The organism is Micrococcus lacusdianchii (assembly GCF_023155805.1).
GTDB lineage: Bacteria > Actinomycetota > Actinomycetes > Actinomycetales > Micrococcaceae > Micrococcus > Micrococcus lacusdianchii.
Map to the genome: position 1 here is coordinate 16,912 of NZ_JAKNUW010000021.1, position 13,271 is coordinate 30,182.

16 protein-coding genes and 1 pseudogene are annotated in these 13,271 nt (G+C 69.0%); 6 read left to right on the forward strand and 11 right to left on the reverse strand.

What is annotated here, in order from left to right:
- The first annotated feature begins 49 nt into the window (after window positions 1-49).
- Complete coding sequence (locus MA879_RS12460; protein ID WP_282447846.1) at window positions 50-172, forward strand: hypothetical protein; 123 nt, start codon at window positions 50-52, stop codon at window positions 170-172.
- Window positions 173-238: 66 nt separating this feature from the next.
- Here MA879_RS12460 and MA879_RS10860 read toward each other — a convergent pair whose 3' ends face one another.
- The 8 genes from MA879_RS10860 to MA879_RS10895 form a co-directional block, all read right to left on the reverse strand.
- On the reverse strand, window positions 239-760 hold the full coding sequence (locus MA879_RS10860) for a hypothetical protein (protein ID WP_248126301.1): 522 nt from the start codon (window positions 758-760) through the stop codon (window positions 239-241).
- Window positions 757-930, reverse strand: coding sequence for a hypothetical protein (locus tag MA879_RS10865; protein WP_248126304.1), 174 nt, complete (start codon window positions 928-930; stop codon window positions 757-759). Before MA879_RS10865 ends, MA879_RS10860 begins: the two co-directional genes overlap by 4 nt.
- A 93-nt stretch (window positions 931-1,023) precedes the next feature.
- Window positions 1,024-1,812, reverse strand: coding sequence for a GNAT family N-acetyltransferase (locus MA879_RS10870; RefSeq protein ID WP_335342054.1), 789 nt, complete (start codon window positions 1,810-1,812; stop codon window positions 1,024-1,026).
- A 122-nt stretch (window positions 1,813-1,934) separates the two neighbouring features.
- The gene (locus MA879_RS10875; RefSeq protein ID WP_248126307.1) at window positions 1,935-2,096 is read right to left on the reverse strand and encodes a hypothetical protein; all 162 of its coding nucleotides are present in this window, start codon (window positions 2,094-2,096) and stop codon (window positions 1,935-1,937) included.
- 134 nt (window positions 2,097-2,230) lie between these two features.
- Window positions 2,231-3,340 carry an NAD(P)H-binding protein gene (locus MA879_RS10880; RefSeq protein ID WP_248126310.1) on the reverse strand — a complete coding sequence of 370 codons (1,110 nt, stop codon included), beginning with the start codon at window positions 3,338-3,340 and terminating at the stop codon, window positions 2,231-2,233.
- Between the two features lie 164 nt (window positions 3,341-3,504).
- Entirely contained in the window at window positions 3,505-4,116 is a 612-nt protein-coding gene (locus MA879_RS10885) for a GNAT family N-acetyltransferase (RefSeq protein ID WP_248126314.1), read from the reverse strand.
- Between the two features lie 104 nt (window positions 4,117-4,220).
- Complete coding sequence (locus MA879_RS10890; protein WP_248126316.1) at window positions 4,221-5,318, reverse strand: GNAT family N-acetyltransferase; 1,098 nt, start codon at window positions 5,316-5,318, stop codon at window positions 4,221-4,223.
- A gap of 451 nt (window positions 5,319-5,769) precedes the next feature.
- Window positions 5,770-6,249, reverse strand: a complete 480-nt coding sequence (locus tag MA879_RS10895; protein WP_115260111.1) for a class I SAM-dependent methyltransferase — start codon at window positions 6,247-6,249, stop codon at window positions 5,770-5,772.
- A 96-nt stretch (window positions 6,250-6,345) separates the two neighbouring features.
- Between MA879_RS10895 and MA879_RS10900 the strand changes: the two genes are divergently transcribed.
- The 3 genes from MA879_RS10900 to MA879_RS10910 are packed head-to-tail and all read left to right on the forward strand — an operon-like array spanning window position 6,346 to window position 7,947.
- The gene (locus tag MA879_RS10900; protein WP_115260110.1) at window positions 6,346-6,627 is read left to right on the forward strand and encodes a hypothetical protein; all 282 of its coding nucleotides are present in this window, start codon (window positions 6,346-6,348) and stop codon (window positions 6,625-6,627) included.
- Window positions 6,628-6,652: 25 nt separating this feature from the next.
- Window positions 6,653-7,300, forward strand: coding sequence for a DUF3105 domain-containing protein (locus MA879_RS10905; protein WP_248126320.1), 648 nt, complete (start codon window positions 6,653-6,655; stop codon window positions 7,298-7,300).
- A gap of 47 nt (window positions 7,301-7,347) precedes the next feature.
- The gene (locus MA879_RS10910) at window positions 7,348-7,947 is read left to right on the forward strand and encodes a DUF305 domain-containing protein (RefSeq protein ID WP_248126323.1); all 600 of its coding nucleotides are present in this window, start codon (window positions 7,348-7,350) and stop codon (window positions 7,945-7,947) included.
- 63 nt (window positions 7,948-8,010) lie between these two features.
- On the opposite strand, the pseudogene MA879_RS10915 reads toward MA879_RS10910, so the two are convergent.
- From MA879_RS10915 to MA879_RS10925, 3 genes and pseudogenes are all read right to left on the reverse strand, one after another.
- Window positions 8,011-9,188, reverse strand: a pseudogene (locus tag MA879_RS10915) (IS3 family transposase).
- Window positions 9,189-9,227: 39 nt separating this feature from the next.
- Entirely contained in the window at window positions 9,228-9,392 is a 165-nt protein-coding gene (locus MA879_RS10920; RefSeq protein WP_181878899.1) for a hypothetical protein, read from the reverse strand.
- A gap of 176 nt (window positions 9,393-9,568) precedes the next feature.
- Window positions 9,569-10,486, reverse strand: a complete 918-nt coding sequence (locus MA879_RS10925) for a LysR family transcriptional regulator (RefSeq protein WP_248126326.1) — start codon at window positions 10,484-10,486, stop codon at window positions 9,569-9,571.
- A gap of 87 nt (window positions 10,487-10,573) precedes the next feature.
- Here MA879_RS10925 and MA879_RS10930 point away from each other — a divergent pair, with 87 nt between their 5' ends.
- Together MA879_RS10930 and MA879_RS10935 are read left to right on the forward strand one after the other, a co-directional pair.
- Window positions 10,574-11,635, forward strand: a complete 1,062-nt coding sequence (locus tag MA879_RS10930; RefSeq protein WP_115260105.1) for a YeiH family protein — start codon at window positions 10,574-10,576, stop codon at window positions 11,633-11,635.
- A gap of 568 nt (window positions 11,636-12,203) precedes the next feature.
- A partial coding sequence (locus MA879_RS10935) for an IS30 family transposase (protein WP_470365348.1) occupies window positions 12,204-13,271 on the forward strand: 1,068 nt, incomplete at its 3' end.

Here is a 13,271-nt window from a genome sequence, read left to right on the forward strand (position 1 = left end):
GCGTTGTACGTGATCCACGCCTTGGTGTCACAGCCGCTCCCATCGACCCATGCCCTCCGCCTCCTTCGACGACGTCAGCCGAGCCCGCCGCATCCTGTCCTACGGGGTCACCGGTGCGGGGAAGTCGACCGCGGCCGTGCGAGCGGCGGCCGGGAATCCACTGCCGAAGTGACCCTTCTGAGGGCGGTTCCGGGCGTCATAAGGGTCACTTCCGCAGTCGACGGGGGGTGCTGGGGTTTCAGGCGGTCGTGTGCTCCCGGGCCGCCTGGACCACCATCGCCTGCAGCTCCGCGGCGGTGGCGGCATCCGGGGTCACCACGGTGAACCGCTGCCCCTCGTGCGTCGTGAGGACCAGCGCGGCGGTGCCGCCGAGGTCGATCCGCACGCCGCGGCGGGAGCGGGCACGCCCGGTCACCGACCAGTTGACGAAGGAGACGCCCGGGCCGACGTCGTCCTGGACCTCCACCGTGGCGAGCGGACCCAGCGGCACCTCACGCGAGTACAGCGGCGCGCGGAGGCGGAGCACGCCGGCGGTCGGGTCCACCGTCAGCTCGATGCGGGCCCGCAGGAACGCCGCGTGAACCAGCCACGCGACCAGCCCGAGGCTCGCGGCGCCGATCGCCAGGCAGCCCGGCGACCGCAGTTCCGGCTTCAGCAGCGGGAGCGCCGTGACGAACACCAGCGCCCACCCCAGCACCCGGTAGCCGGCCGGCGGGTCGACGACGGCGGTGTGCTCCGCCTCGGCGGGTGCGGTGGTCATCGGCGCCCGATTCGGGCCGTCGTCCTGCCCATTCCCGCTCCGACCATGAGCAGGGCCAGTCCGAGAAGCTGGAGCCCCCAGCCGAGCAGACCGCGCCACTCGAAGCTCGTGAAGGACACGAGGAACGCACCTCCCAGGATGACCAGCACCGCCATGACCACGAGGAACACCCGTCTCGACCCTGTGTCAGCTATGCAGGGAACGTAGCGTGCGTGCATCTCGGGGTGGCCAGGGGTGCGGCCCGCGGGCGGTGGGGTGAGGTGTCATGAGACCGCGGACATGTGACGCAGCCGCTGCACCTGGCGGTGATAGCCGACGAGCGGGAAACTCGTGTACACCAGGGCCACCGCACTCAGCGTCGCGGCCGCCATCATCGCCGCGCGAGGCCAGTCGGCGGCCGTCATCACCAGCACGACCAGGAGCACGGCGGCGAGCGTCACTGCGGTGTACCGCAGGAACAGGGAGCGGTTGTCGAGTGCCTCCTCGAGTCGTGACTCCGTGCCGGTGTGGACGGGGGCGGTGCCCGGGGTGGCCTTGAAGAAGTGGATGTGGCCGTAGGTGAGCACGGGCGTCCATCCGGCGGCCCGGAAGAGGTCGAAGTAGTCGTCGTCGGGGTCGGTCTCGTAGGACATGTCGAAGATGACGTCCTCGGGCTCGGCGTCCTCGAAGCGCCAGCCGTGGGCGGCCAGGGAGAATCCGGGCAGCCGCTGGCCGCGGCGGGCGTCGCCGCCGTCGAGCTCCTCGATGAACCCAGCGTCCCTGAGCTTCTTCAACGTGGCGTAGAGCGAGGCCGGGCCGAGGGTGGGGCGGCCGTCGCTCCGCTCGGTGAGGAACTGCATGACGGCGTCGCCGTGGCGTGGCCGGGTCAGCTCCTGCTCCGCGTGCGCCACCAGAGCGGTGCCCCCACCCCGCGTCCGAAGGTCCGGGCGGACGGCCAGGGAGTAGATCCAGCCGCGGTGACCGTCGTGGCCGGCCATGACCGTGCCGCCCAGCCGGCCCCGCTCCTCGGCCAGCCAGAAGAGCCCGTCGCCCCACTCGAGCTTGCGACAGATGCTCGGACGGGGTGCGCGCTGCGGCCGCGAGGGGTCGCCGTACTCGGGGAGGGCGAGCTCCTAGGGCGCGACGACGCCCCGGATGCGCTCGGCACCCGGGGCGTGGTCGGTGGGGACGGGGGTCAGTGGCCGTAGCCGCCGTCGTCGTTCTTCTCGGTCTCCGTCTCGGCCTGCTCGGCCTTCTCGGCGAGGCCGTCGACCTCGGCGGGCCCCTGCTGGGCGGCCTGGTCCTGGTCGCCCGGGGCGTCGGAGTTCTTCATCTCGGGGTTCTTCTGGTCGGTCATGGTGCCCTCCTCAGGCGTGGTGGGTGGCGGCCGGCCGGCCGTCACCGGGGTTCGACGAAGCGGGGGTGGGAGTGGATCGCCGTCGAGCCAGTCAAGCAGGGACGCCGACGACGCGCCCACCACTGGCCGCCCGGTCAGTCCCTGCCGGGCAGCACGTCACGGGCGGTCTCGGCGGCGCGCTGGAGCAGGGACTGGTCCCCGCCGCCGGCCCAGGAGGGGTCGTGGGGCATCGGGCCCATCGGATCGGCCGCGTCCGGGTCCGCGGGCTCGGTCTCCCGCGGGTCCGCCAGGGACCGGCGGATCGACTCGTCCAGGCCCATCAGCTCGTAGCCCTCCGGCAGCAGGTCCCGCACGAAGTCCTGCTCCTGGCAGACCATGTCGTGGTGCAGGCTGTCGAGGAGGGCTTCCACCACGGGGGCGGGCACGTCCGTCATGCGCCCGGCGAGGACGCTCACCAGCTTTGTCGGCAGCAGCGGGACGTCCACCTGGGGCCGGGTGAGGCCGGCCAGCTCGGCGTAGCGGGAGAGCAGCTCGGGGTAGCGCAGCTGCTCGGGGCCGCCGATGTCGTAGCTGCGGGTGGGGGAGTCGACGTCGGCGGAGGCCACCAGGGCCTCGAGCGCGTCCACGATCGCGATGGGCTGGACGAGGTGGTCCATCCAGGTCGGCACGGTCTGCAGGGGCATGCGCTCGCTGATCTGGCGGATGACCTCGAAGGAGGTGGAGCCGCTTCCCATCAGCACCGCCGCGCGCAGGGTGATCACGCCGGCCTGCGCCTGGCTGAGGATCTCCTCCACCTCCAGGCGGGAGGCCAGGTGGTCGGAGAGCTCCTCGCGGGGCGCCTCCTCGGGGATCAGGCCGGAGAGGTAGACGATGCGCTCGACGCCGGCCTCGTCCGCGGCGTCCCGCATGATGCGGGCCGCCTCGCGGTCCTTCTCCATGAAGTCGTCCCCGCCCATGCCGTGCACGAGGTAGTAGACGACGTCGACGCCCTCGCAGGCGGCCCGGACCTGGTCGGCGTCGTTCACGTCCATGGTGACTGTCTCGACCCGCTCGGACCACCACGGCTGGTCCTTGGACTGGTCGCGGCGGGTGGTGCGGACGCGGTGGCCGGCGTCGAGGAGCTTGGGGACCAGGCGGCCGCCGACGTACCCGCTGGCGCCGGTCACCAGGATCAGGCGGGAGCCGCCGTCGGGGCCGGCGTCGTCGGGTGCGGTGGTGGGGGAGAGGGGGGCTGAGGTGGTCATGTCGTCCTCACAGGGGGTTTCTCGGCCGGGATGGGGTCCGAGGGGGGGTGTTGGGAGTGTGGAGGGAAGTCCACCAAGCACGGCGGGGGAGGGCAATGCCGCTGTTCCTGACAGATCGGTGTGAGAGTCGCCGCGCGCGGGGCGGGGGACGACGGCGGCCCCCCTCAGCCGATAGCCACACCGAGGAACCGTCGCAGCTCCTCGGCTCCCGTGATCCGCACCGGCTCGTCCCCGCGGACGAATCCCCCGGGCCGCAGCTCGAAGAACACCTCGCCGGTCGGCACCCCGCGACGCTCAGCCTCGCCGCGGCCGGTCTCCCGGTAGCCGACCTTCTCGCTGACCCGCCGGGAGGCGGCGTTGTCCTCCCACGCGGAGGAGGTGACGGCGTCGAGGCCCAGGCCGTCGAACGCGAGCGCGCACATCATGCGCCGCATCCGAGTGCCCAGCCCCTGGCCTTGGAACGGCAGGCCCAGCCAGGAGCCGGTCTCCAGGCGGCGGGTGCCGGCGACGTCGGGACCGTTCAGGCCCTGCATCCCGACCACCCGGCCGTTCCGCCGCACCACGAGCTCGAGGCTCACGCCGCCGTCCACGGTGCGGGTGAGGGTGGAGGCGAAGAACCGCAGGTAGTTCGCGGGCATCTCCTCCGCCGGGGCGTCCGTCCACGGGAAGAGGAAGGGCGTCCAGGACGGGTGATGGATCCCGCCCGCCACCACGTCCAGCACCTCCGGCACGTCGGCCTCGCGCAGCGCGGTCATCCGGAGGTCGCCGGACTCCACGACGAGCCCGTAGGGCGGCCAGATCTCCTCGAGGGTGCGCGTCGGCGCCGGGGGATCCCCTGCGGAAATGACCCTTCTGGGGTCCGATGAGGGCGTCATACGGGTCACTTCTGCAGTCGATTCGCGGGGGTGGCCGGGCGTCGCAGCGGCGCCGTCGCCTCCATCGCCGCCTCCACGAGGATCGGCCGGAAGCCGAGGGCCTCGTTGACGTCCAGCATGGGCCGGTTCTCCTCGGCGTTCCAGGTGATGATCGCGCGGGCCTCGGGCATGGCCTCGCGCAGCGCGACCACGTTCGCGGCCTTCACGCGCATCCCCAGCCGGTGGCCGCGGTGCTCGGGCAGCACGATGGTGTCCCACTGGTCGACGGCGCCGCTCGTCCGCGAGCGCGGCGCCACCAGCTCGTTCAGACCCACGATCCGGCCGGTGCCGCGGTGACGCGCCACCGCCCGGAAGAGGCGCCCGGTCAGCAGGATCTGCTCCTCCATGCGCCGCACCCGCTCCGCGTCCCAGGTCTGCTCGGCCACGGTCAGGTCCCCGGCGGGCACGTCCATGGACATGCGCGCCTTGAGCACGGCGAGGTCGGCCCGCAGGGTCTCGTCCGCGGGGCCCTCCCAGGCGTGCACCTCGTAGTCCGCGGAGACGCGCTCGGCCTCGCCGAGGGCCTCGGCCGGGTCGACGGCGGGCGTGGCGACGTCGTACCGGCTCACCCGCTCGACCTGGCCGAGGGAGAACCCGTAGGACTGGGCGAGGCGCACCCCGGGGTGGTCGGCCGGGACCGCGCCGGCCCCGCTCGAGGGGGTGAGGACCCGTGCACCGGGAACGGGCGGCGGGGTCATGGGCCAGGTCTCGAACCGGGTCTTGCCGGTGGTGTCCTGGACGAGCCTGTCGGCCAGCGCGCGGCCGTGGCCCCGTCCGCGGTGCCGCGGGTGGACGTAGACGTTGAGGGCGGCCGCGTCAGGGTCGTCGACGTGGTTGATCAGGACGCGGGCGTAGCCAACCGCCTCGCCGTCGACGTACGCCAGGTAGCGGCACTGCGTGTGGTCGGTCTCGGCGGCGGCCTGGATGAGCGCGTCCGTGGGGGTCTCGTCCCACTCGGTCGTGCCGATCAGCTCATGGTTGTACTCGTCTCCGAGGCGGCAGTAGGCCCGCCAGTGGGGGTCGTCCGACGAGGCGGGCAGGGGGAATTCGATGATGTCAGGCATGCGGTGACTGCTTTCTGAAGAAAGGGGTGGGCGCAGAGGCACCCGTCGAGCCGTGCTCGAGACGGGCGCGCGGGGAGGCCGGTGGTGGGTCGTCGGACCCACGGGGTCACTGCTGCTGCATCATGGGGTGAACTGTGTCACGATGCGGATCGGTAAGCAAGGGCCTTCGCTGTCGAGATGCAGCGTGGATTCCACCTGACGTGCGGGTAACTCTTCGCATATCGGGCGGGATCCGGCCGGCGTGACACTGGGTGTCCAGGTGGGCGCCCCGCGCGCCCCAGGGCTCGCCAGAAACGTGCGGGCGGCTGCCGCTCTGGCGGGTTGGTTGTGGCGAGTCATGGGGCGGGCGGACAGGGCCGGAGGTGGCGCACACGGCGCATGGCGGGCCCCCGCGTCACAAACGACCGTTTGCGCGGTTTCGCTCGCCAGGTGTCGGGCGCGGAGGGGTCAGTCAGGCTGGGCGGCGGGCGATAACGGTGAAGGTGTGCCAATGCTTGATGCCGTCGAACGCACGCCCTTCTTCGTTGCGTTCGTTCAGTTCGATCACCTCCAAAGTGTCGAGGAGTTCGTCCACCTCTTTCCGGGTGAGGTAGGTGCCCAGGTCCGAGGCCCAGGTGTCATCGGAGCCGAAGAGATCGACCGCCAGGATCCCGTCTGGCAGCAGGGCGTGCTTGATCCGCTCCCACACCGAGGTGAAGCGTGCGCGAGGGATGAATGGCAGAGAGGCATTGGCCAGGATCAGGTCGGCGTGGGGGAGGGGATCCCACTCCTCGATGAGGCCCGTCCGGTGTTCGAGGATGCCGAGCGTGGTGAGTTCATTCATGTGCTTCTCGACGCTCGAGTCGACGTCGATGGTGTGGACGCTCAGGCCCTCCTGGAGAAGGCGCCGGGTCTCAATGCCGGCGCCGCTTCCCAGCTCGACAGCGCGCAGACCTGCGAGGTTCTGGTGGGTGGGGGGCTACTATTGTTCGTAGTAAAATGGTGAGGCATCGAACCGGAAAGTCGTACACACGAAGGGAGCACGTCTATGGGCGACAAGATTTCCGTGCTCTCCGAGATTGACCTCGACGGGGCCTACGTGCGGCTGATTGTGACCGGACACCTCACCGAGACCAACCAGCAAGGGTTGCATCCCCTGATCCAGCAGGCCAGGACCCTGGCCCCAGACGGGGCGATCAGCGTTGATCTGAGCCATGCCGAAGAGGTCGAATCCGCAACCGTGGACCTGTTGCGCTGGGCCATCGCCCACAACGACGACACAGGGTCCGGTGCGGGTCCGGTGCATATCCTCGTTCCTGACGAGGACTGAATGGTTTTTTGAGGAGATCCCCCCCATGAGCAGTGCCAAGAATTCCGATCAGAGGCGGCAGGACCGGGCTGCAGTGCTCCAGGCACACTGGGCGGCCGAGGCTAAGGCTGCCCGCAAGCAGAAGGTCCTGTGGGGGGCTGGCGGTGTCACCGCCGTCGCCCTGGTCGGTGCCCTGGTGACCGTCGCTGTGGTCACCGACCCTCCGCCGCCGACCCGCCAGGACATCGAGATCGCCGGGCTGGAGACCTTCGAGGACCTCGATGCCGAGCATGTGAACAGCCCGGTGGACTACGCGCAAGATCCCCCGGTGGGTGGTGACCACGCCAGCACCTGGCTCAACTGCGGGGTGTACACGGAAAAGGTACCCAAGGAGAACGCTGTTCACTCCCTCGAGCACGGCGCCGTGTGGGCCGCCTACGACCCCTCGGCTCTGACCGAGGAGGAGATCACGGCGGTGCAGGAGGCGTTGCCGGACACCTATGCTGTGGTCTCCCCCTACGAGGGCTTGGAATCGCCCATCACGCTCTCCGCCTGGGGCGCCCAAGTGGCCGTGGAGACACCCGATGACGAACGGATCGAGGACTTCGTGGCCAAGTACTGGCAATCGCCCGAGGCGCCCGAGCCCGGGGCTGCCTGCACCGGCGGACTCGATGGCCCGGGCCGCGTGGCGTGAGCGCTGAAACTTCCGCCGCTGGCCGGGCCGGGCACTCGGTGCGGTTGGTGGTGCTGGCCACCGTCATCGTCCTGATTCTGGGGGCCGCTGGCTGGGCCCTGGGCCGGCTGACCGCGCCCGTGACGTCCTTCCCATCGGCGGCAAGCCCGGAAGCCGGCTTCGCCCGGGACATGCAGGTTCACCACCTGCAAGCCGTTGAGATGAGCTTCCTCGCCCGCGACCGCACCGAGGACCCGGAGATCCGCCAACTGGCCTACGACATCGCCCGCACCCAGCAGCACCAGGCCGGTCAGATGTACGGCTGGCTCTCGATATGGGGCCTGCCCCAGGCCTCTCCCGAACCCGCCATGGCCTGGATGGACGAGGACGCAGGCCACAGTTCCCCGCACGACACTGGGCAACAGAGCACAGCAATGCCGGGCATGGCCACGGCCGCCCAGCTCGAAGCTCTCACCGACGCCGAAGGCTCCGAGGCCGAACAGCTCTACCTGGAACTGATGATCTCCCACCACCAGGCCGGAACAACCATGGCCCAGGCCGTCCTGGACCGAACCGACAACGAGGCCGTCCGAGCCCTGGCCCAATCCATCGCCACCAGCCAACAAACCGAAATCCGTTACCTTGAGCAGCTACTGAGGACCCGATGAAGCCGGACCCCGGAACGCATGCGGCATGGCAGGGACTGGTGCACGTGTAGGTGACAGTCGTCTTCACGCCGGGTCTGCGGGCGTGTGGTCCATGATCAACTCGTACTCGACCGGCGTCAATCGGCCCAGGCGCACCTGCCGGCGGCGGCGGTGGTAGGACCGCTCGATCCAGGTGATGATCCCGGCCCGCAGCTCGTCCCGGGTGTCCCAGTCGCGTCGGTCCAGCACGTTCTTCTGCAGCAGCGCGAAGAAGGACTCCATAGCCGCGTTGTCCCCGGCAGCACCGACCTGACCCATGGACCCGATCAGCCCGTGGGCGGTCAGGGCGTCCTGGAATAGGGCCGAGCGGAATTGCGAGCCGCGGTCCGAGTGGACGATGCACCCGGCCACCACGTCGGTGCCTCCGCGGCGGGCCACGGCCTGCTCGAGGGCGTTCACGGCCAGGGATGCCTGCATGCGCCCGGCCATGGAGTACCCCACGATCCTGCCGGCGTAGAGATCCTTGATCGCGCAGAGGTAGAGCTTGCCCTCACCGGTGGGGTGTTCGGTGATGTCGGTCAACCACAGCCGGTTGGGCTCCTCGGCAGAGAAGTCCCGGCGGACGTGGTCATCGTGCACGGGCGGGCCCGGCTTCTTCCACCGGCCACGAGTGCGGGCGTGGGCGGAGACGATCTGTGCTTGGGAGCAGATCTTCCATACCCGCCGCTCCGAGATCTCGTGCCCGGCCGCGGCGAGCTCGTCGGCGATGAACCGGTACCCGAACCCAGGGTCGTCACGGTGGACCTCGAACGCGGCGTTCATCGCGTAGGCGTCGACCAGGTCCCGCTCGCTGACCGGGTCGGCGCACCAGGCATAGAACGCCTGGGTCGAGAACTTCAGCACCCGGCAGGTCACCGTCACGGGGATCCCGTCGACGGCAAGGTCACGGACCAGCGGGTAGGTCATTTTGGGCTCTGACCCAGCCTCAAGTTCGCCTGCGACAGGTACGCCGCGGCGCGGCGCAGGACCTCGTTCTCCTGCTCCAGCAAGCGGATCTTCTTCCGCGCCTCGCGCAGCTCCTCGTTCTCGGCCTTGGTCACGCCGGGACGGTGGCCGTCCTCGACATCGGCCTGATGGAGCCAGTTGCGTAGGTAGGACTCGGAGATCCCGAAGTTCTTGGCGAGCTGAGCGATCGGGGCCTCGCCACGACGGGCGACCGCGACCACGTCGTCACGGAACTCCTTGGGGTGTGCTGCAGGCATGTCGACATCCTTCCAGCGGGGACCTCATGTCCCCACAGATCAGGTGTCAACCGAACCTTCAGCAGTCCCTTTCGCCTGCGTCCGGGCCGTGCCAGCCCGCTGAAACGGGCGCAGATCATGGGTCCGGCGGTGACGGTGCAGCAGGCCGGTGAGGTAGTCCAGGGTTTCGATCGGCACGTCGCAGATGGCAGAGTAGGTGAACACGTAGGGTCCTTGCAGCGGATGGTCTTTTGCCGATTTCCATCCTGCTCGAGGGCCCTACGCCATGCCAGTCAGGCTTCGCCGGGCGCCATCATCACCGCTACGTTCGCCACCCTGGTGAGAAAACCTCAATAATAGTTCGGTCTTGTGGGCCTGATCTGAGGCTCAGATCTACTGATTCAGGTCTCGCCCTGCGCCCGGTTGAGGGAGGTGACGTCCAGGAAGTCCCGTACGTGACGCGGCGGAGTCGTCCCGGCCCAGATGGCGGTGAGCGGGCGGGTGATCTGGAGATTGTTGATCCGTACTCGCACGAGTCGACCGGCGAGGGTGTCCTCGGACACAGCCAGGGAGCTCAGAGCGCCGGGGGCGACGCCGGCCATAATCGCGCTGCGAACGCCGAGCGTGGTCGACAGCACAGCCGCGGGCTCGGCTGCGAGAGGAAAGCCCGCATCGGCGAGGGCGTTCTCGAACGCCTGTCGGGTGCCACTTCCGGTCTCGCGGAGCACCAAGCCAGTGCCCGCTAGTTCACGAACGGACACTCGGCCCGTCTTCGCCCATCGGTGACCGTGCTGCACAACGACTTCGATGGTGTCGTGAGCGACGGTGACCGACCTAAGGTCGGCGGGAACGGTCGGGGTCTCGATGAACCCGAGGTCTGCGGTTCCCTCCCGTATGGCCTTGACGACTGTGCTGCTGTTGGCGGCTGTGAGCTGAACGATCGGGCCCTCATCGCCGAGAGAGATGCGCCACCGGGCGATCCATTCCGGCAGGAGGTGTTCTGCGATCGTGAGGCTCGCGGCGATCCGCATCATCTTCCCGCGATCCGTGCGGAGCGAATCGACAGCATCCGAGAACTCGTCGGCCGCCGTCAGCAGCGTTGTTCCCCAGCCGACAACCAGCTCGCCCGCCGGGGTCAGCCGGGAACCGCGTGCGGAACGCACCAGCAGTCGCACGCGCAGATCTGTTTCCAGTTTCCGGATGCGCAGAGATACCGCCTGCTGACTCACGCCCAGCTGTGCGCTTGCCGCTGACATGCTGCTTTCCTTCGCGACGAGCGCCAAGGCTCGCAGTGCCTCCAAGTCGGGCTCGTTGTGCATCTTCCACCTCCCACTCACAAGCGTGACTTGTACCCCGGACGATATCTGCCTCTACTCACGCGAGCGGTACGAGGAAATGATGGAGGCATGACTCATGACCAGGACGTTACGATCGCCCGGCCGGAACACACTCTGCTTGCCCGGGTCGGCACGCTCCTGCCCGGTCTTGTCCTCTGCCTCGGCGCGGCCGGAGTATCGTATGGGGTTAGCCTGCTGCTGCCGGGAGTCAGCCCGCTCATCATCGCGATCGTGCTTGGCGTACTCGTGGCCAACGTCTTCCGGCTGCCAGCGGCAGCCTCGGCCGGTATCGACTTCTCCGCGAAGAAGCTCCTGCGCGCTGGCATCGTCTTCCTCGGACTCCAGCTGGTGCTGACCGACATCCTCGACCTTGGGGCCCCGATGCTGGTCGTCGTCGTGTGCATTGTCGCCGGCGGACTGCTCGGCACCGTTGTCCTCGGGAGGCTGCTACGGGTTCCATCCGGGCTTTCGCTGCTCATCGCCTGCGGTTTCTCCATCTGCGGTGCGGCAGCTGTGGCGGCCGCGGCAGGGGTCACCGACCCGGACGACGAGGCTGAGGAAGACACCATCACTGCGGTCGCCCTCGTGGTGATCTTCGGAACGCTGATGATTCCCCTCGTCCCACTAATCACGAATTTGCTTGGCATGGGCTCCGAGACGGCCGGGATGTGGGCCGGGGGTTCTATCCATGAGATCGCGCAGGTCGTCGCGGCCGGCGGCATCATCGGCGGCGGAGCGCTCACGGTCGCGGTCATAGTCAAACTCGCCCGAGTGCTGCTGCTCGCCCCGGTCGTGGCCACCCTCAGCGTCCGGCAGCGCCGTCTCAGCCGCATGGCAGGCGAATCTGGTCAACAGAGGTCGAGTTCGAAGCTGCCGCCCATCGTCCCTCTGTTCATCATCGGGTTCATCGCCATGGTGCTTCTGCGTTCCTTCGTCCCTTTGCCGAGCGTCGTGCTGACGACCGGCGGGCTGCTGCAGACCGGTCTGCTGGCTGCTGCGATGTTCGGACTCGGTTGCGGCGTCAAGATTCGCAACCTCGTCAAGGTGGGCCTCAAGCCCTTCGCCCTGGCCGCGCTCTCCACCATCCTCGTCGCCATCATCGCCTACGTCGGAGTCACCCTCGCCGGCTGAAGTTCGTCCGTGGTGAGGGCGTCGTTGCCGCACTCGGTCAGGGTCGCCGGCTCTCGCGCATACCTGGCCACGTCGTCTAGCGTGTACCGCCGCTTCGTCGGACCTCAGCACTTCGCGCGCTGTTGCGCTTGAGTCGCGCGGCGACGGCGATGATCACGAGCGCCACGGCTGTGGCGACGGTGTTCGGGATGACGAGCGGCCAGTCATGTCGGGGCAGTCCGTAGAGGACCCAGAGCAGGAAGCCGGGGATGAGGAGGACGAAGTACCCGAGCGATACGTCGTCGGCCGAACCTTCAGCAGTCCCAACCGGCGCATCCAGCGTCTCGAGACCACTACCTCGATGCCGGGTGTGAGTGGTCGTTGACGGTGTAGGAGCACACACCCAAGCGTCCACCCTCCGAGGACGAAGCCGTGTTAGACCCGACTCCCCGACTCCGCCTGACGCATCAACCTGCCCACCCACCGAAATACCGGAGGTGGAGACTGGTGCGCTGACCGTTCACACCACAGCGTGGTGGATTCAATCGGTCGTCGCAACACCCTCTCTGAATCACTGGAGGTATGGGCGATGGCAAGCAAGGACTGGGCGAGGAAGATCAGTGACGTGCCCGAGGGGACACGTCGGCAGTGGAGAGCGGATCGGGCCTTGCGGGCCCCGATGCGCTCTCCTGGCAGGCCGCAGCCCTCACGGGAGGTCCAACGCCAGTTCTGGCGTGTGATCGCCACCGGTGTCACCACGGTCGAGGCGTCGCTGGCGGTGGGCGTGTCCTGGCCCGTCGGGGCGCGCTGGTTCCGTCACGCTGGCGGGATGACCCCACTAACCCTGGCCGAGCCCACCGGCCGGTACCTGTCCTTCGCTGAGCGTGAGGAGCTCGCGATCCTCCATGCCCAGGGCCAGGGGGTCCGTCAGATCGCACGCACGCTGGGACGTGATCCCGGCACGATCAGCCGTGAGCTGCGCCGTAACTGCGCCACACGTTCCGGGAGGAAGGAGTACCGGGCCACCGTGGCGCAGTGGAAGGCCCAGGAAGCTGCCAGGCGGCCCAAGCCGGCGAAGCTGGCCACGAACCAGCGGCTGCATGACTACGTCCAGGCACGGCTGAACGGGGTGGTCCTGGGCCCCGATGGCGTGGCCGTGCCAGGACCGGTCGGGCCCAGGTTCAAGGGGCGGAAGATGAAACCGCGCCGGGCGGACCGGCGGTGGTCCACGGCGTGGAGTCCTGAGCAGATCAGCCGCCGGCTGCGCCTGGAGTTCCCGGATGATGGGTCCATGCGGATCTCTCATGAAGCGATCTACCAGTCGCTGTTCATCCAGGGGCGTGGGGCATTCAAGCATGAGCTCGTCGCGTGCCTGCGCACCGGGCGGGCTCTGCGCGAGCCGCGGGCACGCACCCGGAACAAGCCCCAGGGCCACGTCACCGAGGATGTGGTGTTCAGCAAGCGCCCACCCGAGGCCGCTGATCGTGCTGTGCCCGGGCACTGGGAAGGGGACCTGATCATCGGAACCGGGCGTTCAGCGATCGGGACTCTGGCCGAGCGCAAGAGCCGGGCCACGATCCTGGTCCACTTGCCCCGCCTGCAGGGATGGGGTGAGCGGCCGCCGGTGAAGAACGGGCCGTCGCTGGGTGGGTACGGG

Bases quoted from the DNA above. Each gene is read 5' to 3' on its own strand.
- MA879_RS10925 (WP_248126326.1), bottom strand. From the start codon at position 10,486: ATGCACAACGAGCCCGACTTGGAGGCACTGCGAGCCTTGGCGCTCGTC.
- MA879_RS10880 (WP_248126310.1), bottom strand. From the start codon at position 3,340: ATGACCACCTCAGCCCCCCTCTCCCCCACCACCGCACCCGACGACGCC.
- MA879_RS10900 (WP_115260110.1), top strand. From the start codon at position 6,346: ATGGGCGACAAGATTTCCGTGCTCTCCGAGATTGACCTCGACGGGGCC.
- MA879_RS10905 (WP_248126320.1), top strand. From the start codon at position 6,653: ATGAGCAGTGCCAAGAATTCCGATCAGAGGCGGCAGGACCGGGCTGCA.
- MA879_RS10930 (WP_115260105.1), top strand. From the start codon at position 10,574: ATGACTCATGACCAGGACGTTACGATCGCCCGGCCGGAACACACTCTG.
- MA879_RS10875 (WP_248126307.1), bottom strand. From the start codon at position 2,096: ATGACCGACCAGAAGAACCCCGAGATGAAGAACTCCGACGCCCCGGGC.
- MA879_RS12460 (WP_282447846.1), top strand. From the start codon at position 50: ATGCCCTCCGCCTCCTTCGACGACGTCAGCCGAGCCCGCCGCATCCTG.
- MA879_RS10860 (WP_248126301.1), bottom strand. From the start codon at position 760: ATGACCACCGCACCCGCCGAGGCGGAGCACACCGCCGTCGTCGACCCG.
- MA879_RS10890 (WP_248126316.1), bottom strand. From the start codon at position 5,318: ATGCCTGACATCATCGAATTCCCCCTGCCCGCCTCGTCGGACGACCCC.